The 23,014-nt window shown below is 36.4% G+C and carries 26 protein-coding genes and 1 pseudogene; 5 read left to right on the top strand and 22 right to left on the bottom strand.

Annotation, left to right across the window (positions count from 1 at the left end):
* Positions 1-24: 24 nt before the first annotated feature.
* The 3 genes from AC1Z3K_RS13670 to AC1Z3K_RS13660 form a co-directional block, all read right to left on the bottom strand.
* Positions 25-906 (bottom strand): prenyltransferase/squalene oxidase repeat-containing protein, encoded by an 882-nt coding sequence (locus AC1Z3K_RS13670; RefSeq protein ID WP_461733018.1) that lies wholly within the window; start codon positions 904-906, stop codon positions 25-27.
* Positions 907-1,146: 240 nt separating this feature from the next.
* Positions 1,147-2,124: a helix-turn-helix transcriptional regulator gene (locus AC1Z3K_RS13665; protein ID WP_426084742.1), complete on the bottom strand. Its 978-nt coding sequence runs from the start codon at positions 2,122-2,124 to the stop codon at positions 1,147-1,149.
* A gap of 24 nt (positions 2,125-2,148) precedes the next feature.
* A complete protein-coding gene (locus tag AC1Z3K_RS13660; protein ID WP_426084741.1) occupies positions 2,149-2,967 on the bottom strand; it encodes an oxidoreductase in 819 nt (272 codons plus the stop codon).
* A gap of 290 nt (positions 2,968-3,257) precedes the next feature.
* Between AC1Z3K_RS13660 and AC1Z3K_RS13655 the strand changes: the two genes are divergently transcribed.
* Complete coding sequence (locus tag AC1Z3K_RS13655) at positions 3,258-3,746, top strand: prolyl-tRNA synthetase associated domain-containing protein (RefSeq protein ID WP_461733017.1); 489 nt, start codon at positions 3,258-3,260, stop codon at positions 3,744-3,746.
* Positions 3,747-3,952: 206 nt separating this feature from the next.
* On the top strand, positions 3,953-4,750 hold the full coding sequence (locus AC1Z3K_RS13650; RefSeq protein WP_461733016.1) for a PrsW family glutamic-type intramembrane protease: 798 nt from the start codon (positions 3,953-3,955) through the stop codon (positions 4,748-4,750).
* A 16-nt stretch (positions 4,751-4,766) separates the two neighbouring features.
* Here AC1Z3K_RS13650 and AC1Z3K_RS13645 read toward each other — a convergent pair whose 3' ends face one another.
* The 6 genes from AC1Z3K_RS13645 to AC1Z3K_RS13620 all read right to left on the bottom strand — a co-directional run bounded on the left by AC1Z3K_RS13645 (position 4,767) and on the right by AC1Z3K_RS13620 (position 9,584).
* Positions 4,767-5,633 (bottom strand): SDR family oxidoreductase, encoded by an 867-nt coding sequence (locus tag AC1Z3K_RS13645; protein ID WP_461733015.1) that lies wholly within the window; start codon positions 5,631-5,633, stop codon positions 4,767-4,769.
* Positions 5,633-6,076, bottom strand: a complete 444-nt coding sequence (locus AC1Z3K_RS13640) for a MarR family winged helix-turn-helix transcriptional regulator (protein WP_426084737.1) — start codon at positions 6,074-6,076, stop codon at positions 5,633-5,635. Before AC1Z3K_RS13640 ends, AC1Z3K_RS13645 begins: the two co-directional genes overlap by 1 nt.
* 163 nt (positions 6,077-6,239) lie before the next feature.
* Positions 6,240-6,764: a GNAT family N-acetyltransferase gene (locus tag AC1Z3K_RS13635; protein WP_426084736.1), complete on the bottom strand. Its 525-nt coding sequence runs from the start codon at positions 6,762-6,764 to the stop codon at positions 6,240-6,242.
* A gap of 53 nt (positions 6,765-6,817) precedes the next feature.
* Positions 6,818-7,225 (bottom strand): hypothetical protein, encoded by a 408-nt coding sequence (locus tag AC1Z3K_RS13630; RefSeq protein ID WP_426084735.1) that lies wholly within the window; start codon positions 7,223-7,225, stop codon positions 6,818-6,820.
* 275 nt (positions 7,226-7,500) lie between these two features.
* Positions 7,501-8,322 carry a GNAT family N-acetyltransferase gene (locus AC1Z3K_RS13625; RefSeq protein WP_461733014.1) on the bottom strand — a complete coding sequence of 274 codons (822 nt, stop codon included), beginning with the start codon at positions 8,320-8,322 and terminating at the stop codon, positions 7,501-7,503.
* A 392-nt stretch (positions 8,323-8,714) separates the two neighbouring features.
* Positions 8,715-9,584 carry an NAD-dependent epimerase/dehydratase family protein gene (locus AC1Z3K_RS13620; protein WP_461733013.1) on the bottom strand — a complete coding sequence of 290 codons (870 nt, stop codon included), beginning with the start codon at positions 9,582-9,584 and terminating at the stop codon, positions 8,715-8,717.
* Between the two features lie 276 nt (positions 9,585-9,860).
* On the opposite strand from AC1Z3K_RS13620, the gene AC1Z3K_RS13615 reads away from it, so the two are divergent.
* From AC1Z3K_RS13615 to AC1Z3K_RS13605, 3 genes and pseudogenes are all read left to right on the top strand, one after another.
* Positions 9,861-10,439: a histidine phosphatase family protein gene (locus AC1Z3K_RS13615; RefSeq protein ID WP_461733012.1), complete on the top strand. Its 579-nt coding sequence runs from the start codon at positions 9,861-9,863 to the stop codon at positions 10,437-10,439.
* A gap of 96 nt (positions 10,440-10,535) precedes the next feature.
* Positions 10,536-10,978: pseudogene (locus tag AC1Z3K_RS13610) on the top strand (MerR family transcriptional regulator).
* Positions 10,978-11,829: an aldo/keto reductase gene (locus AC1Z3K_RS13605; protein ID WP_461733011.1), complete on the top strand. Its 852-nt coding sequence runs from the start codon at positions 10,978-10,980 to the stop codon at positions 11,827-11,829. The pseudogene AC1Z3K_RS13610 and the gene AC1Z3K_RS13605 overlap by 1 nt, the downstream one beginning before the upstream one ends.
* Before the next feature lie 149 nt (positions 11,830-11,978).
* Here the strand turns inward: AC1Z3K_RS13605 and AC1Z3K_RS13600 are convergent, their stop codons facing one another.
* The 13 genes from AC1Z3K_RS13600 to AC1Z3K_RS13540 all read right to left on the bottom strand — a co-directional run bounded on the left by AC1Z3K_RS13600 (position 11,979) and on the right by AC1Z3K_RS13540 (position 22,996).
* On the bottom strand, positions 11,979-12,437 hold the full coding sequence (locus tag AC1Z3K_RS13600) for a GNAT family N-acetyltransferase (protein ID WP_461733010.1): 459 nt from the start codon (positions 12,435-12,437) through the stop codon (positions 11,979-11,981).
* 23 nt (positions 12,438-12,460) lie between these two features.
* Positions 12,461-12,979 carry a GNAT family N-acetyltransferase gene (locus AC1Z3K_RS13595; RefSeq protein WP_461733009.1) on the bottom strand — a complete coding sequence of 173 codons (519 nt, stop codon included), beginning with the start codon at positions 12,977-12,979 and terminating at the stop codon, positions 12,461-12,463.
* Positions 12,980-12,991: 12 nt separating this feature from the next.
* Positions 12,992-13,447, bottom strand: coding sequence for a MarR family winged helix-turn-helix transcriptional regulator (locus AC1Z3K_RS13590; RefSeq protein WP_461733008.1), 456 nt, complete (start codon positions 13,445-13,447; stop codon positions 12,992-12,994).
* A 115-nt stretch (positions 13,448-13,562) separates the two neighbouring features.
* Positions 13,563-14,624, bottom strand: coding sequence for a BtrH N-terminal domain-containing protein (locus AC1Z3K_RS13585; protein ID WP_461733007.1), 1,062 nt, complete (start codon positions 14,622-14,624; stop codon positions 13,563-13,565).
* A 140-nt stretch (positions 14,625-14,764) separates the two neighbouring features.
* Positions 14,765-15,844, bottom strand: a complete 1,080-nt coding sequence (locus AC1Z3K_RS13580; RefSeq protein WP_461733006.1) for a S66 family peptidase — start codon at positions 15,842-15,844, stop codon at positions 14,765-14,767.
* A 55-nt stretch (positions 15,845-15,899) separates the two neighbouring features.
* Positions 15,900-16,376: a GNAT family N-acetyltransferase gene (locus tag AC1Z3K_RS13575; protein WP_461733005.1), complete on the bottom strand. Its 477-nt coding sequence runs from the start codon at positions 16,374-16,376 to the stop codon at positions 15,900-15,902.
* A gap of 127 nt (positions 16,377-16,503) precedes the next feature.
* Complete coding sequence (locus AC1Z3K_RS13570; RefSeq protein WP_461733004.1) at positions 16,504-17,037, bottom strand: NUDIX hydrolase; 534 nt, start codon at positions 17,035-17,037, stop codon at positions 16,504-16,506.
* 113 nt (positions 17,038-17,150) lie between these two features.
* Positions 17,151-17,696 carry a hypothetical protein gene (locus AC1Z3K_RS13565; RefSeq protein ID WP_461733003.1) on the bottom strand — a complete coding sequence of 182 codons (546 nt, stop codon included), beginning with the start codon at positions 17,694-17,696 and terminating at the stop codon, positions 17,151-17,153.
* A gap of 130 nt (positions 17,697-17,826) precedes the next feature.
* Complete coding sequence (locus tag AC1Z3K_RS13560; RefSeq protein WP_461733002.1) at positions 17,827-18,681, bottom strand: leucine-rich repeat domain-containing protein; 855 nt, start codon at positions 18,679-18,681, stop codon at positions 17,827-17,829.
* A gap of 404 nt (positions 18,682-19,085) precedes the next feature.
* Positions 19,086-19,889, bottom strand: a complete 804-nt coding sequence (locus AC1Z3K_RS13555) for an HAD family hydrolase (RefSeq protein WP_426084720.1) — start codon at positions 19,887-19,889, stop codon at positions 19,086-19,088.
* A 29-nt stretch (positions 19,890-19,918) separates the two neighbouring features.
* A complete protein-coding gene (locus tag AC1Z3K_RS13550) occupies positions 19,919-20,920 on the bottom strand; it encodes an ROK family transcriptional regulator (protein WP_461733001.1) in 1,002 nt (333 codons plus the stop codon).
* Between the two features lie 195 nt (positions 20,921-21,115).
* Complete coding sequence (locus tag AC1Z3K_RS13545; RefSeq protein ID WP_461733000.1) at positions 21,116-21,973, bottom strand: aminoglycoside 6-adenylyltransferase; 858 nt, start codon at positions 21,971-21,973, stop codon at positions 21,116-21,118.
* A gap of 423 nt (positions 21,974-22,396) precedes the next feature.
* On the bottom strand, positions 22,397-22,996 hold the full coding sequence (locus AC1Z3K_RS13540) for an ECF transporter S component (RefSeq protein ID WP_426084869.1): 600 nt from the start codon (positions 22,994-22,996) through the stop codon (positions 22,397-22,399).
* Positions 22,997-23,014: the final 18 nt, after the last annotated feature.

Below are 23,014 nucleotides of genomic sequence, written 5' to 3'. Positions count from 1 at the left end.
CCTAATTGTGAACTTCTACATTTTCTACATATAGAAATTTCGAATGTATTCTCCGTAAACACTTAAAAATGGATTGACCTCACCAATAGCTGAAAAAGTGAGAAAATGTTGCCCTTTATATTCTTTTTCTAACTTTATAAATTGTGTGGGTTCCTTTTCTGATAGCCACTTAAGAGCCATATTTAATGAATTATTTTTTGGGAGTTTAAGTTTTGTAGCGACTAAAAGAAATCGAAAAATACTGTAAAAGTATCTAAAGGGATAAGCAAACTTTTGATACTGATTCTCTGATAAAAATAAACTGTTTTTAAAAAAAAAGTCGAGAATCTTGTCAATCGCATTATCAGTTTCTTTAATTAAATCTGAAGAAGCAGTGTTCTCTCGGAAAGAAATTAAGCCTTCTAAAACACAAATAGTTGAGTGGGGATCACCATTACTTTGATCGTACCAAGTAAATCCTCCGTCTTTTTTTTGTTTGGATAAAATTGAAAGAACTAATTTTTTTAGGTTGTTTAGTTGTGGCAGAAAATAGCTAGAGTAATTTAGAATCATTCCGTCTACACAAATATCACTTGGAATATTGGATTTTGCTAGATTTAATCCACCTTCAGGAAGTTGACAATCTTTAAACATTTTTACCACCATTTCTTGACATGCTGGGTAATCGAATGGAAGACCAATTTCCTTTAGCTGAAGTAATGTGTAATGAGTCGATGTCCATTTTGGTTGATAGTAATAAGTTCCCCAGTGTCCATTTTCATTTTGTTTACTTAGTAAATATTTGCCATATCCTTCTAAAGGTATTCGAGACTGTTTCTCCTGATCGATTATCCCACATAGTAATTTGTCATAGGTGTATTGAACAGAGACGTCTTGTTTATCTAACCAATTTGAAAATGAAATCATGAATGTTTCCCTCCCTTTGCCAATTTTAATTATCTCATGCTTGTATATATTATTCTATAAAATATAACAAAAACACCCAACAAGAGTATGCTGAGTGTTGCATTTTATTCTGACATGTAGGAGTTGTGGAATACAACGATTATAAAGATCATCCCTAACAACTTTTCCAAAATTCTACTTGATAACCAGTTTTTTCTCTAATTGATTTTCGAAGCTTCTAAAACAGCTAATTCCACATAATTAACTGTCAGAGCTATTCTTTACTTCAGCAATTGTTTTTCCTGTCCAATTTTTAAAAGCTCTAGCAAAGGAGCTGATTTCTGTGTAGCCTACTAAATAAGCAATATCTATCGTTGGCAAAGAAGTTTTTTTCAAATAATGAGTTGCTAAATGCTCTTGAGCTATTTTCAATTGGGTATTGAATGTGGTTTGCTCAGCCTTTAATTTTCTTTGGAGGCTGCGTGGACTCAGCCCTAAAGTATTGCTGATATTTTCCAAGGTAAACTGTCCGCTGGGTATTGCCGAGAACAACTCTTTTTGAACGTAATCTGAAAAGGAATCAACTGTCGAAAGCTCTTCCATCCTTCTCTTAAGTTCAGGTTCTAAAAAATCAAGCATAGTGTTATTTTGAGTGTAAAATGGTTTTTCCAAATCTTTTTGAGAAAAACACAATTCATTTTTTTTACTCAATCGAACATTTGAACCAGTCATAAAATTGAGTGATTCGCCATACCTGTAAGGTCCTTTTATCTCAGTTGGCATAATCGTTGGATCTTTTGTTCCAGTCCTTAATAAGCTAATTAACAGCAGCTGCTCATTTAGTAATGCGAACCTAGGCAATACGTTGTTTTCCTCGAGATAAGAAAAACGAATTACTTGTTGTTGAACAGATTGCTGTATTTCTACCTTAACAGGACCAACTAGTCTTTTATACGCAGCAAAACGCTGAATTGCTTCTCTCCCATTTTTAGAAGATAATGCTGCATAAAAAGGAGGTAAAAAAGTATGAATCGATTCGATTTGGCTAAAAGCCAAAAGCTGGGAATCTGTTACTATTCGATCAAATTCTTGGAGCAGCTTGTAATAATCAGTTGAAGACAACTCTAGCTGCTCTTTCCAAAGTAAATTGGGAATACTTGCACGCTTCAATAAATCATCCAAAGGTAAATCCAGTCCGCGGATAAATTCTTGAAATTGTTTGGAAATTATCAATTTCATAATCAGGAATCCTTTCTTAAAACGTTAACTTACATTTTTAACAATTATATCAAATAATCGATCAGGTAGAATTGTTTTGAAAAAAACCAAAGGTTTAGCTCCAAAGCCTATCAGATATCGTGTTTTGGGCTTGCGCTTACTTATCGCCTTGCCAACAGTTTTTGCGATAATCATTGGGTCAGAAAATAAGTTGGAAGAATACTGTTTTTTCATCCCTTCAGCAACTTTAAAAGCAACTTCTTCATAGACTCCTCCTCGGGAAGACTCCTTCAGCTTGTTTGCTGCGATTATCCCCCAGTCCGTTTTAATTCCCCCAGGTTCGATAATCGATACATCAATACCAAATGGTTTCACTTCTAGCCTTAAAGCATCACTAAAAGCTTCAAGAGCATATTTTGTAGCGTGATACCATGCACCAAAGTATGTGGTCAATCGACCGCCCATTGAAGAAACATTGATAATTCTGCCAAAGTGCTGTTTTCTCATGTGCGGCAGCACTAGTTGAGTAAGCCGAGCTAAACCAAATAGATTTACTTCAAACTGATTTTTAGCTTCTTGAATAGAAACATCTTCAATTGCACCATAGGAACCATATCCAGCATTATTGATTAAGATATCAATTCTGTTTTCCTTACTTATAATCTGGAAAATTGCATTAGTCATTGACTCTTCATTTGTGATATCTAAAAAAACTGCTTCCACCCCTAAAGAACGTAAAGGCTCTATCTTTTCTATCCTTCTAGCTGCCCCATATACTTTGTAGCCTTTTTGAGCTAATAATTCAGCTGTTTTATAGCCAATCCCACTACTGGCTCCAGTAATCAATACTACTTTTCTTTTCATTCTTCTTCTCTCCAATCCAACTTGATTGACTAAAGTATAAAGAAAACACATTTGAAAAAGAATGACAAATAACGACAATCTTATTGCAATAGACGACAAAAAAACTCGCGAAAAGATATTAAGTGGAGCACTCTATTTTGATTTATAATCAAGTATAGAAATAGCTTTTTTGTTATTTGAAACAGTTAAGGTTTACAAAGAAAAGATAAACATTGTTTTGTCTTCCAATGTTGGCGGAAAGCCTATTTCTGATATAATTAATTATCGATTATATTAGGAGGCGCCAGCTTATGGATCAATATCGAAAAGTTGCATCAGTATTAAAGGATATGAATATTGCCTTTGAAATTGTTGAACACCCGCCTGTTTTTACAACAGAGGAAGCAGATAGCTACATTGTTGGGATTCCAGGTGTTCGAACAAAATCCATGTTTTTAACAAATAAGAAAAAAACCGCGTATTATTTACTGATTATGGATGATTCAAAGCGTGTAGATATGAATAAATTCAAAGAAATGGTTGGAGAAACTCGTATTAAAATGGCTTCTTCAGAAAGCTTAATGGAGCAAATGCAGCTGTCTCCCGGCTCGGTTTCCATATTTGGTTTACTCAATAATAAACAAAAAAACATTCAAGTCTTCTTTGATCAGGCAATTCTTTCTGAAAAAAGAATGAGCTTTCATCCAAATATGAATACAAAAACTATATTTTTAGATACCTGTGCTGTTTTAACATTTGTAAAAGAAACAGGTTTTGATTATACAGCAGTTGATTTATAGTGTTTTAATTTAGTTTTCACTTATAATCAGCTTTCCAATGCCCTGCTAGCTTAATATATTGAACCTTTCTTAACTCATAGAAATGCCTTAAAAAGAGTGATTTTCCTTCCTTTTGGGGTATTTTCAATTTAAGATTGTCCATTTAGATAGAAAGCAATCGCTCGTGCTATACTAGGGATAACAAGACTGGCTAGGAGGAATAAATCATGGAAAAATATCAAAAAGCAGTATGGATTAGCTGGTTTCTTTTATTTTTTTTGTTTGCTCAAGGAGTAGACTATGAGCTTACAGGTATTTCGGAATTAAGTATATCAAATAATCAATATTTAGTGTTATTCTTGTCATTTTGTTTATTGTTATCCTACGTCATCCCGATTACTGTCTCTGCACTATTTCTTTCAGTCAGGTGGAATCTGTCAGTTTTCTATTTTCTGATTTGCCTGTTGATAGGTGCTTTTGTTACCGGACAGCCAGCTGCGTATGGTAATGAGTTTTTGGGAAATGGATTAAAGCAGCTATTCAGCTCATCTGAAACACTTAGCTCCTGGCTAGACGCATTGACTGCTCCAATCATTGAAGAAGGAATAAAAGGTTTTTGTGCAGTTATGTTATGGTTATTGGTAGGCAAGAAAGATATTAAAAGCGCGTTGCTCATTGGAATTGCTGTTGGTCTAGGATTTCAGATTATGGAGGATGTTTCCTACATCACTGAAAAAGCTGCAGCTGATTTTTCTCAGATTATTCCAGAGGCAGTGAATCGAATCACAGGCTCTATCAGTTCTCATTGGTCTTATACCGGACTTTTTACTTTGGGAGCGGCCGGCGTTCTTTCTAAGCAATTGCGCAGCCGTTCTAGCTACTTCTATTTTTTCTTTCCAATAATTTTGCATTTTATTTGGAATTCACCAATCAATGAGCTTCCCTACATCTCCTCTTTATTGACTGCATTGACATTGATTATTCTTTTACAGCTGTATCTTAAACTTCAAAAAATGGAATACTAGATAATTTGTTGATAACCTATCGAATAAAATATTTCTTGTAGTCTTCAATGTATCTCTCTATTGTCCTTGGAGGTTTGTTCAAGACTTTCTCTGCTGTCGTTGTTACAGCTTTAGCATTTCCAAGCTGTGTAATGAGATAAAGCATCACCATCACATTTGCATAATCTTTAGGAATGCCCCGTTTGAGCATTGTGCGTCGAAACTTTAAAAGCCCGGGTTTACTATACGTGATAGGCATCTCCAGAATGCGAGTCATTTTCTGAGAAATCTCATCATAGGTCAATGCTTCCGGACCAGTAATATCTAATGTCTGATTTATATAGCTATGATCCATTAGACTAATAGCAGCAATTTCACCTATATCTCGAGTATCAATGAAACTTGTTTTAGCATGTCCTGCTGGGATAAACAAATCGTGATGCTTTTGAATATCTTCTCTATGAGTCGTGTTCAAATTCTGCATGAAAAAGCTTGGTCGAATAAAAGTAAATGGCAGCTCTAGTTCACGAATCATTTTTTCGATTTTATGATGAGGTGTGACTGGATTTTTTTCAACTCCTATTAATGATACAAAAACAATTTGGCTGATGTTTTGCTGCTTGGCAAACTGAAGAAACGGCAGCATGTCTTCCTTGGGCTTTGATAGTTGAGGCGGGCGGACAAAAAATACCTTACTTACCTGCTCGAATGCTTTTGGAAAAGTAGCTGAATCTAAAAAGTCAAAGGGACAAATCGTTACATTTTCAAAGACCCCCAGCATTTTTTTTGCTTTTTCAACATTGTGAACACCTGCTGTTACAGCAATATTTTCATGCATGGACAATGTCTCTACTAGCGGAAATCCTATGTTGCCTGTGCCGCCTACTACTAATATATGTTCCATCATTGTACTCCTTTTTCTGAGGATATAGTGTCCGCCTTATTAAGCTTTGTGAGAATCTTATTTAGCTGATCCTGCTCTACTAAAGACAACTTGCTCAGATAGTCAGTTAGCAGTCGATTGCTTATTTCTTCTCCTTTTTCTAAATACCCACGTCCATCTTTAGTTAATAGCAATAAATAGGATCTACTGTCGGATGGATTGGCTTGTCTAAGAATAATACCTTTTTTGATTAGCCGGTTAATAATTCCTGAAATTGTCGGCTTATCCATATCCAGATTTTTAGTTAATTTAACCGCAGTAGCTGAATTATTGTTGGAGGAAAGCTGACCAACTTGCTGAATGACTGCCCACTGTTGGACAGTGATACCAATAGAAGCAAGCGACAAATTCAATTCATAGCGAAGCTGCTTAGAGACGTTCATTAATAAATAGCCAGTATTCATCTTTACTGCTCCTCTCTCTATTTTTAGTTAGTATGCTAACTAAAAATAGACTGTTTGTCAATAAAAAAAGCTTAAGCTATGATTATTAGTTAGTTCACAGCTTAAGCTTTTTAGTCTATCTACCGTTACGTGGATAATAATGAATTAGTTTCTGCTGGACTTTTCATTTCAGCGAGATAAAAAAACGTAGATTCTCAGAGCCATCATCCGGATCAGTATATTTCTCCTTCAGCTTCCCTCCATTTGCTTTAATGACTGCAATTGATCCGAGATTGCTTTCTTCACAAATAATCAGCAGCTCTTCATAGCTTTTAGTTCTACAGTAGTCCAGGATTAACGCCAGCATTTCTTTTCCATAGCCCTTTTTTCGTTCTTCCGGAAAAATGCAGTAGCCAATATGACCACCATATTTTTTTAAATAGTCGTTAAGGTAATGACGAACATCAATCATGCCAATCAGCTGGTTATCTTGCTTTCGAACAGCCAAAAAAGTATCTGAGGGCACTAATGTATCGTGGGCTCCCTCTTTCAGCTGTACTAATGTCTCAATCCATTCTTCAATCGTTTCAGCATTCCTAAGACCATTTGAACCATTCATTGTATCATTGGACTTGATAAAAGCTGCTCTGAAGTCTTCTAATTGCTGCTGAAACGCCATTTCTGGAAAGATAAGTTTGATTCTATTCACAATCACCACTTCTTTCTAATAGTCACATAGTTTTTTTATTTTATAGTATGCAGCTACTCATCTACTAGTATCTGAGTCTCTGAGTAAAGTTCAATCCATTGGTTACTCAGCCATAACTCAATCTCGCTGAAACAGTGGACATCTTTTGCCGGTTTTTGAAATAAAATAATACGGATTGTTTTATTATGGAGCAATTTTTGAGCTACAGCATAAGCTAACTCAGAAAAACCAGCAGCGCCAATATAGCCCTCTACTCCATTCTTTTTCTTATTCAGCAAAAATAAAACATCAGTTGCTTCAATGCTTTGAAAAAAATGTTTAAATAATTCCGGATATTCTTGCTGCAAATCTTCACATGGTTTTGGATAGTCCAGCACTGTATAGTTATGTTGTTTAAATTTTTTTATCCAGAAAGCATAGTCTTTCTGCTGAGAAACACTACCAGATATTACAATTTTCATACAATCCCCCACTATGTTTTTTCAAAGCTGCTAATAGAAATAGCGTATAAAAAAATCCGGTCGGAACTTTTTTACTCTAATTCTAAATAGCAGGCAAGATAAAAATATTTTTTTCGACAATAAGCCGGAAGTCATCAAAAATCGTGAAACAATTTTCGTGACTTCCGGCTTATTTCTTGAAGCTGAACTTTTTTGATTCAGCCTCTTCTAGTTGCTTTAGTTTTTATACTTGTTAAGTCTGCAGCTGATTTGATTGTTACTTAAGAACGCTGCGACTATTTACTTTTTGAAAATGTGTAGTAATCAAACTGTATCTGCTCTTCAAAGCCCAATACCTGATACAAATGGACAGCATTAGCATTCTCTGTTTCAACTTCCAGATAAACCTTTTTTGGTTCATTATTCATAATATCTTGAAGTGCAGTCGTTAAAACTTTTCGGCCAATCCCTTGCCCCCGTAACTGTTCTTTTACGACGAAGCCGTAAATCCCAAAAACGTTATCTGATTCATCAATCCGTAAGCTTGAAAGAATTGTATCGTCTTTTTTATAGAGTAGAAATCGCTCTAAATCTTCACGAGCTAGTTCAAAGTCTTCTCCATCGTTTAAAAAACGTCCTAGTTCTTTTGCGTCAGCTGTTTCTCCGCTTACAAGAGGGACTCTTGTAACATCAACCTGATTGAATTTTTCAAAGGATAGGGTCATATAGAATTCGGAGAAATCATAGGTGCAGTCTGCTGCCGCAAGGTAGTCCTGCATAATTTGATGCTTGTGGTCAAGAATAACCACAAATTGATTCATCGGTTTATCCTCTATATATGAATAAAGAGAGTCAATAATTTGTTCAAATACTGGTTGTGATTTTTCCAGCATAATCGTGACTTCCAGCTCTTCAGGGTCATATGAAGTCAAAACACCATAGGCTGTCAACTGCTTATCAGTCCAAAACAGTAAATGTTTTGTATGCTTGTTTTCTGCTAGATAATCTAAGTCCAGCTTATGTGCGATTCCTTTTTTCTCCAAGGATACTCTTAGTGCCTCAATAGCTGTTTGTTCATTTGTGTCTAATTTTTCCTTTACATAAATGGTTTGCGTCAAAAAAATTCCTCCTAGTAAGTTGTTTTGGCTTTTCTATTATGGATTTGTTCAATCGTTTGATTGTCATCATAACTTCACCTGCTTCTTTCTTCTTGGTTTTAGCCAAATACTGTACTTTTTATAGGATCCTGAATTTTCGTATGGCTAAACGAAAATCTCAACCCTCAATGAATTTTTCTCCACATTCAACACTCCTAACAATTTAATAGGTAAACCCAGTAAAAGGTTGAACAGAAAATAGACTTCTATCTTGTACCTTCTAAGGATTCACATAAGTTTATTATCTCAGCAACAATTAAAAAAGTCTATACCTTAATCAAAAAAAGAATTTGAACGGTATGGACTTTTCGTGCTGCAATAAACAAGATGTATTTATTCACAATCTCTTCTTTTTAATGCGGCTTTATTTCAGCATCAATTAGCTGAAACAGCCAATGATGAATATCAGAAAAGTCAAAACCAAGAGTATGAGCTTTTTCTGTATTTATACTATATTCAGGTGTGCCATTGTAAGGAGCGGCAGTTGCAAAGGGATTTAATAAAATGCCTTTGCCTGTCTGAGTGCTAATATAGTCAGAAACATTTTTTACCGAAACTGTTCCTTTAGAGGCACCATTTATTGCACCTGTAAATGAACAAGTACTTAAAAAAGCTAAAAATGCTCCAGCTTCTTCTGAGCTGACGAAGCTCATTTGGTTCTCAAAGTTATCACAGTGTACAGGTTGCTGATTAAGGGTATGTTGAATATAAAACCGCAGTCGTTTTGTATAGTCATCTAATCCGACGACGTAAGGAAAACGGACAATCACTGCATCAACGGAAGCATATTTCTGCGTGAGAATAAGCTCTAGGGAACGTTTACCTTCTGCATAATCAGTTTCGTCTCTGTTAACTAATCTATAAGGCTGATCTGAACTATCAAAGTCTTCTTCCACTGTTTTCAGATGGAGTACTGGATAAACAGCTGTCGATGAAGTAACAATATATCTATGACAATGAATGGATGACAATAGATTATCTACATCAACAGAAGTATACGCAATATTATCATAAACAACATCAAATGCTGAGTCGCTCAATGTTTTTTGAATACTTTCCTTGCTTGTCCGGTCAAACACAATTCGTTTAACCTGATTGCCAAAAGAATCCTTAGTAACGCCCCTGGTGGCTAAGGTGACATTTTCTCCACTGGATAGCAGCTGTTGTACCAAATGTTTTCCAAAAAAACGGGTTCCGCCCAATACTAAAATATTTTTACTCATTAGCTATTTCCTCCCCATGCTTTTTACTGTAATTTGCTATCTAACTATCTCTACATCTTCTCTCTCTGTTTTTTTAGTCTACCATCAAGATTTTATGTTAGAAAGCGTCTAATGAATTTTATTATAAAGAAGTTTCTCTTCTTTGACACTTTCATTAAAAACTATAATAATCAAAAAAATTAATGTTTTTCTTGCCTTGAAGTGGACTTCAGGGTTTATGATAGAGTTATAAAAATTTAGTAGTGGATAAGGAAAAATAGTGAAAGGGTGAAACTAATGACCAAACATCTATATTTGATGCGCCACGGAGAGACCTTGTTTAATCAACAGAAAAAGATACAGGGCTGGTGCGACTCTCCTTTGACGGAAAAAGGCAAACAGCAGGCAGTAATTGCTGGCAGTTATTTTTCTGAGAGAAATGTCACGTTCGACGGAGCTTATGCATCAACTTCTGAACGGGCTTGTGATACATTAGAGCTTATCACTCATCAACAATATACGCGGTTGAAAGGATTGAAGGAATGGAATTTTGGCGCAATGGAAGCGGAGCATGAATATTTAAACCCGCCTCTCCCCTATGGCAATTTCTTTACTGCATATGGCGGAGAAGAAGAGCAACAATTTAAAAAAAGAGTATCTGATACCTTATTAAAAGTTATGCAGGAAGAAACCGGTAAGACTATTTTAGCTGTTTCTCATGGTGCATCCTGTCGTCAGTTTATGAGAAACTGGCAGCATACCAGCCAAGTTGACCAACAAGGACGGATTGGCAACTGTTGTATTTTGAAGTTTGCTTTTGAAAATGATACCTTCGAGCTGTTGGAAATAATCAATCATGATTTTTCCGGATTATAAAACGACCGGCTTTTTATAACAGCTTCTAATTAAATAGAAATAATGGTCAGTTCTATTCTGTACAAGGCAGCTGAAATTTTAGGAGGGACAAAGGAAATGAACATTAAACAAGCGGCAGAGATGTTTGATTAACAGTTGAGGCTATTCGCTATTATGAACGTGTAGGAGTCATACCACCCGTAAAAAGAGATAAAAATGGCTATCGAGTCTTTACCAAACGTGATTTAAACTGGATATTTCTAGCAAAAAGTCTGCGCAATGCGGGATTGTCAATAGAATCTTTGATAGAATTTGCGTCTCTTTCTCAACTAGAGGGAGATGAACGGCTGGCACAAAAAGATATTCTCAAAGAACAGCTCAATGAGCTGGATGAGAAAATTACAGAAATGACGAAAGTCAGAGAACTGCTTCAATATAAAATTGAAACCTACGACGACCATATTGCCAAGTTTCGAACTGGAAATTTATCAGATGATGAAATCGAGGAATTATGGAAGATGAAGCATTTCAAAAAGAAAACAGACATGGAGGAAGAATAATGAAAGCAATAAAGATGAATAACGGTGTAGAAATCCCTGTTCTTGGTTTTGGAACCTATCAAATTACTGATTTTCAGGAGGCAGAAGCAGCTGTCTTAGCAGCGCTACAGGCAGGTTATCGTCATATTGATACTGCTCAATCATATATGAATGAAGAAGCAGTTGGTCGCGGACTAGCTAAATCTGGTATTCCTAGAGAAGAATTGTTTGTCACAACAAAAATTTGGGTAGAAAATGTATCGTATGAAGGAGTTAAAACCTCTTTCCAACAGTCCCTTGACCGCTTAAAACTTGAATACATTGATTTATTACTGCTTCACCAGCCGTATAACGATGTTTATGGTGCGTGGCGTGCTATGGAAGAGCTTCTGGCAGAAAACAAGGTGCGCTCAATCGGCATCTCTAATTTTGCAGTAGACCGGGCAGTTGACTTGGCCGAATTTAATGAGGTTACTCCTCAGATTAATCAGATTGAAATCAATCCTTTTCATCAACAGACTAGAAATATTCAAGCATTGAGAGAAGAAAATATTCTTCCAGAAGCGTGGGCTCCCTTTGCAGAAGGAAAAAATGATATCTTCAAGAATGAAGTGCTTGTTGGAATCGGTCAAAAGTATCATAAATCTGTTGCTCAGGTAATTATCCGCTGGCTGATAGAACAGGATATTGTGGTATTGGCAAAATCTGTAAAACCAGAACGGATGGCAGAGAATCTTGATGTCTTTGACTTTTCATTAACAGATGAAGATAAGCAAGCAATTGCTGCACTGGATGCGGGTGAAAGCCAATTCTTCTCTCATGCAGATCCTGCCATGATTAAATGGATGGCAAGTAGAAAATTAGATATTTAAATTTAAACGGCTAGTAGTTTAGAAAATAGAGTAAACAAAAGGTATCCATCATTCAGAAAACACATGTAGTAGAAAAAAACGACTTAGAAAGGCACTGTTCTCGTTGTCCTCTCTAAGCTGTTTTTATTAGGCGGAAAACCAGAACCAGCTTATTCTTTATGATAATACATCCTTGTTAGTCCAGCCCCGCCCTGCTCTTTCACTAGACATAGAAATTCCCAATGATATTTTTCATAAAAAGTAGTATGGTCTGTAATAAGATAAAGAATATCAATCCCTTTTTTCTTCATATCCTTACAAGTAAAGTCAAGTAATTCTCCAGCAATACTCAATCCCCGATAGTCTTTCTCTACGAAGACTGCACAAATATTAGGAGTTAAATCTTTTCGCTCATGAAAATCATTCTCTATCACACCTAAGCCGGCAATGATTTTCTTGTTAGCCACCACAACATACCATTGAGGGACAGCCCTTTCCTCTATTAGACTGGCTTGCATACTTTCCCTATAGATAGCAGCAGGAATCCCCCATTTCTCATGGAACCAATCAGCTGCGTCATTGATTAATTCAGGAGCTGCTGAAATATTTCTGATTACCCATGTACCCATAACGGCTCCCTTCCGTTAAATTTTTACGATGCTAACTGTTTAAGCAGAATCAAATCTGTCTGCTTGTCATCTCCCATATAAAAGTCGTGGGAGCCGTATTCCAGAAACCCCATTTTTTCATAGAAGACTTTAGCAGCATCGTTTTTCTCCCAAACACCTAGCCAAATGCTGGTTTTCTTTTGAGCGTTTGCTGTTTTAACAGCCGTTTCAATCAGTTTCTTGCCGAGCCCTTTTCGTTTAAAAGCAGCTCGAATATAGATCCGTTCCACTTCTAGAGCATTTTTGTCAATTGGTTCCGTTTGAGCATCACCGCTGTTCAGCTTCATATAGCCTGCTAACTGCGTATCCTCATAAATAAAATAGAACTGAGACAAAGGATTCACCAGTTCTTTTGCAAGCTTTTCACGGTTATAAGCTTCCTTTAAGTAAATCGCCATATTTTCTCCTGTATTGTAGGCTCCAAAGGTATCCGAATAGGTTTCGATACTGATTTTCTGCAGTAATTCTAAATCCTCTGAAGTACATTTTCTTAGCTGGTTCATTTTTTAGCTCCTTTATAAATAGTTTCGTTTTTGTCCTTGTTTTAATTGTTCCCAATCGTTTGCCACATTTTTCTTCACTTTTTCTAAAAGCTGGGATAACTGTATTCTCTCTGCAGCACTTAGTCCTTCTAGTGCAATTTGGTTCGAGTATTGATTTTCTTTGATAATGATTGCAGCAATTTTCTCTCCCTTTACAGTCGGAAACAGCTTCTTTATCTTCTTGTTTTTTTCATCAAGCTGCTTTTCAATCAGCGCATTAGCCTCTAACTTTGATACCGCTCTGGCAACAGTCGTCCGGTCTACTTTAATCAAATCAGCCAGCCTGTCCTGAATAATACCAGGATTTTCAACAATTCTAACTAGATAAAGATACTGCCCTCTGGTTAAGTTAAACTCTCTAAATTCTACATTGGCTATTGCATCCAGTGATCGATAAATCAAACCGATATCTCTCAATACATCAATCATAGTCAGCCTGCTTTCTTTTATTTCGTTATCTTGATAATACAATATTTTTGTTGCATATACAACAAAAACCTTCAAATTACTCAGTCTAGACTAATAATTAAAGGTTTTTGTTATTTTACATATTTTTGTTGAACAGCTCAATTTCTTTTTTTAGTCTGTTTAACAACATAAGCTCTTTTTGATACAGACTGTAAATCACTTCACTAAGTTCGAGAAGCGCTGAAACATTGCCGTTTTCAGAGAGTGCCCATAAACTATCAGCCAACCTGTCCCATTGCTGCGCCAGTTCAACAAAAGCATTTCCTATTTCTGCTAAAATCGGCTGCCTCAGCAAGTTGCTGCTTTCAATTAGAAACGTGCCGAAAAGCTTTCTGAAAATCCCCCCGCCTGTCCCTCCCCGGTGATTAATTTGGAAATAATTAGTGACCGCAGCTAATTGAAGTTTTTGCGAATCAAATTTGCTCCAACGTTTGATTTCTCTAGAAAATTTTTCAATCCCGGATATTCCTTTTAATTTTGCTTCTGGAAAGAGCATCCTCTCGCAAGTGTTGCTAATTGCCTGAATCAGCATGTGTTCAGTTACTCCTTTGAAATTACTTAAGTCAAAGCTTACTGCCTGATTATTGGCCGGAAATGGCCGATGCCTGCTGCTTCTGGCACACTTTATTTCCTCAAAACCAACTAAGTGATAATCACTACCCATTAATCCTTTCGGGGTATGAATCGGCTGGCTGGTTTGATCTCGGTCGCTGACATAAAAAAGTTCATTTTCATCATCGTATCCGAAAAGTACAATGCTATGCCCGCCGAAATGACCTGCATCCTCCATTTGTAGATAGTTAAGATAAGCCATATCCACATAAATCAGTAATGGGTGCCCTGAGGATAACTCTTTTTTTGCAGCGGCTTCAGCTTTCTCAGCAATCCTGCTTTTCTTGATTTGTACGTCGATTCCCAGGTTCTTTGCTAAAATTTTCTCAAAATCAATCGTTTTTGAACGTCCAGAAACTAATGGTGCGTTAGCTAAATTTACATAGGTAAAATCCAGTCCTTCTCCTAACCCAAAAATCATCGCTTCTGTCATTGGATGTCCGTAATAAGCAAAAACCTGCTTAACTGCATTAGTAATACAATGATGCCCTCCTTGGGGCACAAACTCCTCCAAAACAACTTTCATCCTACTTCATCCCTTCCTTTAATTTGATGAGTTAAGTCTATACTCTGACGTAGGAAGAGAGTCAAGCAAAAAAGAAACCAGCCTTCAGTCAAATTCTGAAAACTGGTTTAACTATGTAAAACACATAGTAGCTATAACTGTTAGCCAGAGAACATTGATTCCTTAAAACGTAAAATGCTTTCATCGGCATTCACTTCACAAACAACGCCGTAGGGCAGAACGCATCGTGGGGTAGCGTGACCAAAGTTAATATTATAGAGTATCGGGAGGTTTTTATTATCAATCACTTGAAGTAATTCCTCTTTATATTCCTCATAATATTTTTCATCCTGAGGTTTACCCACGATTATACCGTTAACCACTTCGAAGATTCTTTTTTCTTTTAATAGCTGAAGAATTTCTCTGAAAACCTTAGGAGTTGGCTGTTCCTCACTTGTTTCAATAAACAAAATACTTCCCCGCCATTTTTCTAAAGCTGGAAATAGTCGATAGTGCTCACAGATTTTCTGTTCGTCAGGATAGCGGTTTGCTGTTAAAATATCGGAAAGGCTCTCTATACAGCCCCCTAGCAGCGGGCCTTCAAAAACTGAGCTGCCTTGAAGCAGTTCAAAGCCTTTTGTTTCAGTGTGGGCAACACGATCCTGACCGATTGCTTCCCGGGAGAAATCCGTTCGTTCCTCATACCAGATATCGCTGGAACTAATCTCCTGTATCTCAGACTGGGAATCCAAAAAATTTAGAAAATATTTTTTGGTATAGGGCAGCATATCAACGGCAATATCTGCTAAATCAGTTATAAAGGCTGGACCATAATAAGTAGTCAATCCCAATTGATAAAACATTAAATGATTAATGGTTGTATCAGAGAAACCTGTAAAGATTTTAGGCTGATCTTTGACAGTTTGGATAAACGCTTCATCCTCCATTAAAAATGGAAGCAACCGGTACGTGTCGTCACCGCCAATCGCACAAATAATTCCTTTAATTGCCGGATCTAAAAAAGCTGCTTTTAAGTCTTCAGCTCTAGCTTCCGGATGATTTTTAAGATAATCAATTCCTTTCAAAGCATTGGGCATAAAAACAGGTATAAGCCCTAAGCTTTCCAACCGTTCTTTTCCTATACTTACGTTATGGCTGGTGCCTTCTTCACCCAAAAGCCCGCTAGACAGACTAACAATGGCTATTTTGTCTCCTTTTTTTAACCGTTTCGGTTTGTTCATCCTCTCCAACTCCTTTTTTAGATGATTGTTGTTATTTTTAAGTAAACCAGATGTATTAAGCGACTGATTTGGATAGAATCCAGAGTTGACCATACTCTGTCTGGATTCTCTTTTTAGTCTCTTTATAGCCGCATGCAGAATACAAGCAAATTGCTGCTAAGTTCACACTATTCACAGCTAAGACAATCTCGTCAATCTTGGGAAAATGGACTTTGATATACTTATCCAATAACAGAAGCGCCTTTTTGGCATAGCCTTGTCCCTGATATTGCCAGTCTGTTGAAAAACTGCGCAACAGCATGGCCTGAGGATTATCAGAATATGCTGCTGCTTCCTCCCCTTTTTGAAGAATAAAAAAAGTTGTAGCTTTTTCCTTGTTGATTAGAATTACAGGAAAACGGTTGACATCTCCCTTGGCAGCGTCTATTGCTGTTCTTGGCAAGCCTGAGAACAAAATCTGGTCTTTAGATAAATGATAGTCATTTAACTGTTTATCGATTGAACGGTTTTGCTGATACGGAATTAGTTTCACATGAACATCTCCTAATAAATAGAATCATTAGATAAATAATTTATAGACGAATTTGAAATCATTGTCCCCGCTCTGATTGGATCAGATAAACATGGCTGCCGCTTTATACACAAAGTCTTTTAGAGAATTACATAGATAAAAAAAGGAGCAAGGCAGTTAATGTTAACCCATCCTTGATTTCGTTGTTAGCAATTTTTTCTTTAACTGTCTCTATTGATAGCCAGCGTACTGCAGCTATTTCTGCCTGATCATAGGCTTTTTGCGAAGCTTCATCTATAACCCTTCCGAAAAAAATAACAAAACGTTGGTTGGAAATACCATTAGAGGGGAAATAATCATACCCTGTTCCTTCAATCTGTACTTCGTACCCTGTTTCTTCCAAACATTCACGAACAGCTGCTTCCTGTAGGCTTTCACCTGAATCAGCGGAGCCTGCGGGAATTTCTAAATTAATTCGATCAATAGGATAGCGGAAAGGCTCTACGAATAGAAGCTCATTTTTCTTATTGACAATTACAGCAGCAGCCACTGGCTGGTGCACATCGATAACATAATATTCTGGAAAATGATGTCCAGTCTCTGTATGAATATCATCTCGATAAACTGCATACCAAGGATTTTCAAGAAGTTTTTCTCTTTTATTTCTTCTAAAATGCTTCATTTTACGACTTCCTCCGATTTATCAGATTATTCCAGATGTTTGGTGAATGACGCATAAAGACTTGCAGTTCCTGTACTCATAAAGAAGACTTGTAAACAACTGACAAAATTTGCTTAGACTTCTTTTTCTCTAAACCAGTTAAGCACTTGTTCTTTATTTTCAATTCCTTCTAAAAGAATATAGGAAGCTTCGTGTTTTGTTGTATAGAAAAAAATACTTACTGGAGATATTTTCAGATTATCGATATCCTTTCTATTAATCTTTTTACTAGCTGTTTCACTGATGATTGTTAATGTATCTTCTTGAAAATAAGCAGTCATCGGAATTTTCTGAGCTTCATTATTATTGAAATAGGTTTGCAGCAAATCTTTCCGTGCTTTCCCCTTGTAACAATACCAATAGGACTTTGCAGCATTCTTTTGTAGAAAGAAAAACAATACAGCTGCAGCTATTAACATAACCAGTGTTAAAACGACTGAATGTGTAAGCAGCCAAACAATTGCTGGATACACTAAGACAATCAAAATAAAGGAAAGACGAATCCAACGTTGGACGGAATCCTTCACACTGGGATTTTTGTTACTTAAAAAGATGTTTTCCTGATGAGCTAAGTAATCATCAATGGATAACTGATAGTTGATTTCAAAATTATCTTTCATTTTTGCTCCTTCGCCTGCTTTTAAATTTCCTCCCAAGTACTGGAACCAGGAGGTTAGAAGATTGAGTTATATACTTATGGACTCATCTTCCCCGAAATCTGATGTAAAAGTATACCGTTCATTCATCACACTAATAGTAAATAACACAATCCTGCGCTGCCAGCTCTTTTAGCCAACTCGGGCGTTTTAGTTCATGATTCCATCTCAAATCTAATCGACGCAGCTGCTTGAGCTGTAAGATTTCCTCAGGTAGCTCGGTTAGATGATTACTACGTAAGTCAAGTTCGATTAGCTGTTGTGCTTTTCCAAGTTCAGCAGGAAGTTTGGCTAGTTGATTGCTGCGGAGATTAAGACGTTGAAGTCCGGATAACTGGCTGAAATCCAGCCCCAGTTGGACTAGATTATTCTTTTCTAAATCCAATACCCGAAGCTTACTCCAGAGCGTTTCAGGGAATACAAAGCTAGTCAGCTGATTATTTTTCAAATAAAGCTCTCGTAAATTCGTGAGAGCTTTCAATGTCTCCGGCAGCTGGTCTAAATGATTATCCATCAGCCGCAGTTCCTGTAAGGCAGACAATTCGCCGACACTTTTAGGCAGATGTTTCAGTTGATTGCCGCTTAAATTTAGATATTTAATTTTAGGCAGCTGGTCAAAGCAATCGGGTACTGCTTCGAACAGATTATCATGTAAATATACATAGTCTTCCAGATTTGAAAGCTTAAAAAATTCTCGTGGCAGCTCTTTCATTTTATTATGCCCAAAGTCAATTATTTTTAATTGAGATAATTCTCCGATTTCTTTTGGCAGCTTAGTGATTGTATTGACCGAAATATTTAGATTCGTTAAATTCTTCATAGCAAAGACTGCTTCAGGAATACTGGAAAAATGATTATTATAGATATTAAAAGCAGTAACTTCAAGTGCATCATATGAATGAAGTTCCGGCAGTTCTGATAAATTTTGAGACATCTTTATGATTTCCATTGTCTATTTCCCTCGGTTCATTGTTCAGATGTATAGCCATTAATCGTGCTTATCTGATATTTTTCTTTAAAAACAGCTTACCATTTTATCTAGTAACAATAAATACGTATTTTACCTAAATGAAGAAAATATATTAAATGCTACTTGTTACACTAGATAATTTAGAGCGTATACTCTTTTTGGCTGAGGCTGTTAATCACATAACAATTTCATAAGGTATTTTGGAAAACTCTCCTGCCTCAAATAAAAAAATGAAACAAAAGCAGAAATTTCCCGCTCCTGTTCCAATTGTTATGTTTTTCCTCCGTTTTTAATTGTATCAATGCAGTGGATAAAGCAGCATAATTTTAAAGGTCTTTTAGGAAAAATGACTCTCCTCGTAAAGCAAAAATTGTATAGTTAAATTATTTTTGTAAGTTCAAAATTTGCAAAATTGTCTGCATGACACTGTCTTCTTCATTGGTTCTGATGATATAATTTGCTGCTTCTTTTGTCTCTTCAAATCCATCACGCATGGCAAAGCTGAATGCGCCCCGCTCCATTAGTTCCACATCGTTCAAGCCATCGCCGAAAACCATAGTTTCTTCTGGTGTAACATTCAACAGCTCCTGCAGCTTGGCAACGGTGGTTCCTTTATGAACGCCGATATTTGAAATATCTATCCAAGCAGCTTCGGAAGCTACGATATACGCTTGATCAAAGAATTGACTTAGCTCTTCTCTAGTTTTAAAACAACGCAGCTTTTCATCATAAATCGTTATTTTCACAAAATCATCTGTGATTGCTGTTAGATCATCTATTTGAATAACCTTTGCATAAGAACCTTTAACCATTTTTAACCCTGCTTCATCTAAATCTGTTCGAACATAAGCAGCTTTTGGTGTGCAGGCAATGATAATATGTTCTCTGCTAATTTCTTCCAGACGCTGGATAATTTTTTGACCCAGTTCATTTTTTATAAGAGATTGGTACACATACTCACCTTCATGCTTAATACGAGTCGCACTGTCACCTAAAATCCAAAAATCCTTGGCTTCTTCTACACCAAAAAGCTCTTCAATCCGTTCACATTGCTTACCTGTACATGGTGCAAATACAACATTTGTCTGATTCATCAGTTCCTTGACCTCTTTAAAAAGCGGCCGATTAAAATCACCTTGACGATTCAAAAATGTGCCATCCATATCTGTAATAACTAATTTAATCATGTGTCATCCTCCTTAAAATAATATCTATCTTACTCTTTCATAAGACTACTAAAATAAATCGAATTCTGTAACGAAAGCCAGTGTAAGCCGCTGAAGATGTCTTCTGTAAGATGATTACTGAGCTGAATTTTCGGCTTATTTGGCTGTTTCAAAATAACTGAATTTTTTGATAAAGCCGTTAGTACCTCCTCTTCTGTAACAAACGATTCAGCGTTAAAAACAACTATGTGATGCGGGGCAATAATACCGTTATAAACTGCTACTAACTCTATCAGCTTATCCCAATAGAGTGCAGCTGATTCATCAATTAGTGCTGGTAGATACTTCACTTCCCCTGCCAGCCCTTGATTCCCAAGAAATAAATGATTGTTGTAAAAAATACTAATTCCTGGTACCTCTCCTTCAGGAAAATAAATGCCAACAATGATGTTGCTCCTATCAATTTTTTTTCTAATGAAAAAACCAATAGTTGCCAGGTTGGCGTCATTTTGAACAAATATTGGCAAAGACAAATAGTTATTGATTTCCTTTTTGAAATTCCAGCCGTTCATCTGATCATACCAGCTTGAAGTAACAGTATCTTGATGCACTCTTCCCGGCAGCGCGATGGAAATCGAATGAATCTTTGGATATTTCTGATACAGTTTGCTGCAGATTATACTTAAATGTGTTAAATCGACTATAGAAAAATCATACTCATTCTCAAAAATAGTCAATCCTTTTAAGTTTACAACTTTAGCCAATACTTTTAAGCGTTTTTTAAAAGCTTGGATGGACAATAACAAAAAGAAATGGCGGTTGTAATTAAAAAAATATCTGATAGACGGACGACCAATATCCTTTTGTAACTGATTTCCAGAAACAAACCACCCCTCTGCAACCAGTTCCTTTACTAAATTATTTACAGTGACAACGCTGATGTGAACTCCTTCAGCCAATTCGGCCTGTGTGGCAAATTCCTTCGAGAATAGAAAAGCTTTCAGCTCTGTCTTATTCACTAGCTTGATTGGATGATTTTGCCTACTGCTCATTTTTCTATTCTGCTTTCCTTAAATAAATATTATTAATTAAGTAACTTAATTATATAGTTATGTTTTGAATTTGTAAATAGCTATTTTCTTAGAAGAAACAAAAAGCATTTGCCGTAATTGGCAAATGCTTTTTTAGCAATAGATAGGTTTGAAACATAACTAACTGTCCCATCTTCTAGTATCTTTAAACTAACTCTATACAGGCTGATGCTCGCTAAGCCATAGTTTAATATTTTCCTGTAAGGCTTTATCATAGGTAAAATGATTGAGTTCAGCTGTTTTTTCAGCTAGCTGGGCAAAAAGGTCTACTGAATGAATCAGTGCTTGCCAGCTGCTTTCTAAATCAAAGCCGCCAAAAATATCAAACAATGCTTCATATACTTCTGGCTCGGCCCACTCGCTAATAAAGCGGCCGCCGTGCCATGTATCATATTCAATGCCATGAAGAGACTGCTCATACCATTCAATCATCTGGAGCAGGATATTCTTGTAGTCCATTTCTCTAGCCTTGGCTGACCACAAATCTTCTCGAAGAAGTTGTTTGCTGATATACATGGTCACAAACCAAAACATCTGATTGACTTGCGTAAAAGCTGGTTCATTTAAGGGCATTTTTTCAGGTATAACTGTTTTCTTCGGTAAAAGTTCTGCAGCTTGTCCTTGATTATCAAGAATCAGCTGAACACCGCGTTTAAATAACCAGGGAGTTTCCCCTGAAGCCAGTTGTTTCTGATATTCTTCCCCTGTTTTCACTACAAGATCTACTTGGTGCCCTCCTTCGAACAAGGTTAACCGCTCAGGATCATTTCCTAAGGTTTTTGTGGGAAAGGAGCTCCAGATATTTCCGAACTGAGCAATAAATTCTGAAGATTCTAGATAGTAATGGGGTTCATCTGTATATATTAAGATATCTAGATCCGACCATTGATCAGCCGGGCACTTCTTTCTAGCTCTAGATCCTATAATATAAGCAGCTTTAATATCTTCCCTTTGTTTCCCCACTGTAGCAAATTCAGCTATTAATTGTTCAAAAAATGTTTGACTATTTTTCATATGTTTCCTCCCATACTGTTTATTCAAAAAATGTAGTTCTCAGCTCTACTAGTCTGAATACTACGGGCTTCTTCTTTTCATCGCTAGGCGATAATTGTTCAAATGTTCTGCCCGACGATTTTAGCAACCTTCTTGTAGAAGATTCAATCCTGGAGCACTTAAAAAACGTTAGTTTCCACAGATATGCGGCTTCTTACTCCGGATTTTTCCACGTCTGCTTCCTCTCGTGCATTCTACTACTCATTTCGCTGGATAAATTAGTAATTCTTTATTTTATATAGCTAAATTATTTCATTAAATAGAGTAAAAGTCGATAGGTTTAAGAAAATAATCGAATTAACTTAACCGCTTTTTATTTCTGATGAGATGCAAAAAAACAGACGAATCATTTTAGGTTTGATTGGTCTGTTTTAAACAAATAAATTAACTTTCTGGACGTAAGCTAGTCGCTTTAAAAAGTGCTTGTACAATAATTGGTGTAATAATCACAGCTCCGATTACCTCGGAAACCCCATTAGTTACAACAATTCCCCCAAGTACTGCTATTAGACCAGAAGGGTCAACGCTATAGGCAGCTGCTAAAGGAGTAGTGTATAATAAACCCATAAAGAGCAGAACAAGTATAGTATTTGTTAATGTTCCAAATACGGCAGCAGTAATTGTAGCAGGTAGAATTTTTTTATTTTTGCTATAAAGCCAATGAAACAAAAATCCAGCGACTAATCCAACCAGCACTCTAGGTAGTACAGAGATAATCGGATTGGTAAAAATTAGTGTATCGAGAGGTGTTGTGGGAGAGGTAAAGGCTCTGATAATTGTAAAAATCCCCCACATTAAACCAATAAACATGCCGTCTTTTGTTCCCAAAACTATTGCAGCAACAATCACTGTAATATGAATAATCGTTAGACTAGTGATTCCTAAAGGTATATAGCCTAAAAATGGAACCATTGTCTGTAAAATAATAAGGGCAGTCAGTACAGCTCTGATTGTTATACGGTAAGCTTTAGTTTTTGTATTCATTTCTTTTCCTCCTTTGGA

The sequence above is a fragment of the Enterococcus sp. LJL128 genome, from assembly GCF_056924295.1.
Note: the sequence above shows the minus strand (reverse complement) of the source record. Positions and strands in the feature narration are given on the sequence as shown.

Coding starts and splice junctions, on each gene's coding strand:
- AC1Z3K_RS13545 (WP_461733000.1), bottom strand. CDS start 21,973: ATGAAAAATAGTCAAACATTTTTTGAACAATTAATAGCTGAATTTGCT.
- AC1Z3K_RS13620 (WP_461733013.1), bottom strand. CDS start 9,584: ATGAGTAAAAATATTTTAGTATTGGGCGGAACCCGTTTTTTTGGAAAA.
- AC1Z3K_RS13630 (WP_426084735.1), bottom strand. CDS start 7,225: ATGAAAATTGTAATATCTGGTAGTGTTTCTCAGCAGAAAGACTATGCT.
- AC1Z3K_RS13640 (WP_426084737.1), bottom strand. CDS start 6,076: ATGAATACTGGCTATTTATTAATGAACGTCTCTAAGCAGCTTCGCTAT.
- AC1Z3K_RS13600 (WP_461733010.1), bottom strand. CDS start 12,437: ATGGGTACATGGGTAATCAGAAATATTTCAGCAGCTCCTGAATTAATC.
- AC1Z3K_RS13585 (WP_461733007.1), bottom strand. CDS start 14,624: ATGAAAGTTGTTTTGGAGGAGTTTGTGCCCCAAGGAGGGCATCATTGT.
- AC1Z3K_RS13665 (WP_426084742.1), bottom strand. CDS start 2,124: ATGAAATTGATAATTTCCAAACAATTTCAAGAATTTATCCGCGGACTG.
- AC1Z3K_RS13590 (WP_461733008.1), bottom strand. CDS start 13,447: ATGATTGATGTATTGAGAGATATCGGTTTGATTTATCGATCACTGGAT.
- AC1Z3K_RS13655 (WP_461733017.1), top strand. CDS start 3,258: ATGGATCAATATCGAAAAGTTGCATCAGTATTAAAGGATATGAATATT.
- AC1Z3K_RS13660 (WP_426084741.1), bottom strand. CDS start 2,967: ATGAAAAGAAAAGTAGTATTGATTACTGGAGCCAGTAGTGGGATTGGC.
- AC1Z3K_RS13540 (WP_426084869.1), bottom strand. CDS start 22,996: ATGAATACAAAAACTAAAGCTTACCGTATAACAATCAGAGCTGTACTG.
- AC1Z3K_RS13670 (WP_461733018.1), bottom strand. CDS start 906: ATGATTTCATTTTCAAATTGGTTAGATAAACAAGACGTCTCTGTTCAA.
- AC1Z3K_RS13555 (WP_426084720.1), bottom strand. CDS start 19,889: ATGATTAAATTAGTTATTACAGATATGGATGGCACATTTTTGAATCGT.
- AC1Z3K_RS13615 (WP_461733012.1), top strand. CDS start 9,861: ATGACCAAACATCTATATTTGATGCGCCACGGAGAGACCTTGTTTAAT.
- AC1Z3K_RS13605 (WP_461733011.1), top strand. CDS start 10,978: ATGAAAGCAATAAAGATGAATAACGGTGTAGAAATCCCTGTTCTTGGT.
- AC1Z3K_RS13595 (WP_461733009.1), bottom strand. CDS start 12,979: ATGAACCAGCTAAGAAAATGTACTTCAGAGGATTTAGAATTACTGCAG.
- AC1Z3K_RS13580 (WP_461733006.1), bottom strand. CDS start 15,844: ATGAACAAACCGAAACGGTTAAAAAAAGGAGACAAAATAGCCATTGTT.
- AC1Z3K_RS13565 (WP_461733003.1), bottom strand. CDS start 17,696: ATGAAAGATAATTTTGAAATCAACTATCAGTTATCCATTGATGATTAC.
- AC1Z3K_RS13645 (WP_461733015.1), bottom strand. CDS start 5,633: ATGGAACATATATTAGTAGTAGGCGGCACAGGCAACATAGGATTTCCG.
- AC1Z3K_RS13550 (WP_461733001.1), bottom strand. CDS start 20,920: ATGAGCAGTAGGCAAAATCATCCAATCAAGCTAGTGAATAAGACAGAG.
- AC1Z3K_RS13560 (WP_461733002.1), bottom strand. CDS start 18,681: ATGGAAATCATAAAGATGTCTCAAAATTTATCAGAACTGCCGGAACTT.
- AC1Z3K_RS13650 (WP_461733016.1), top strand. CDS start 3,953: ATGGAAAAATATCAAAAAGCAGTATGGATTAGCTGGTTTCTTTTATTT.
- AC1Z3K_RS13570 (WP_461733004.1), bottom strand. CDS start 17,037: ATGAAGCATTTTAGAAGAAATAAAAGAGAAAAACTTCTTGAAAATCCT.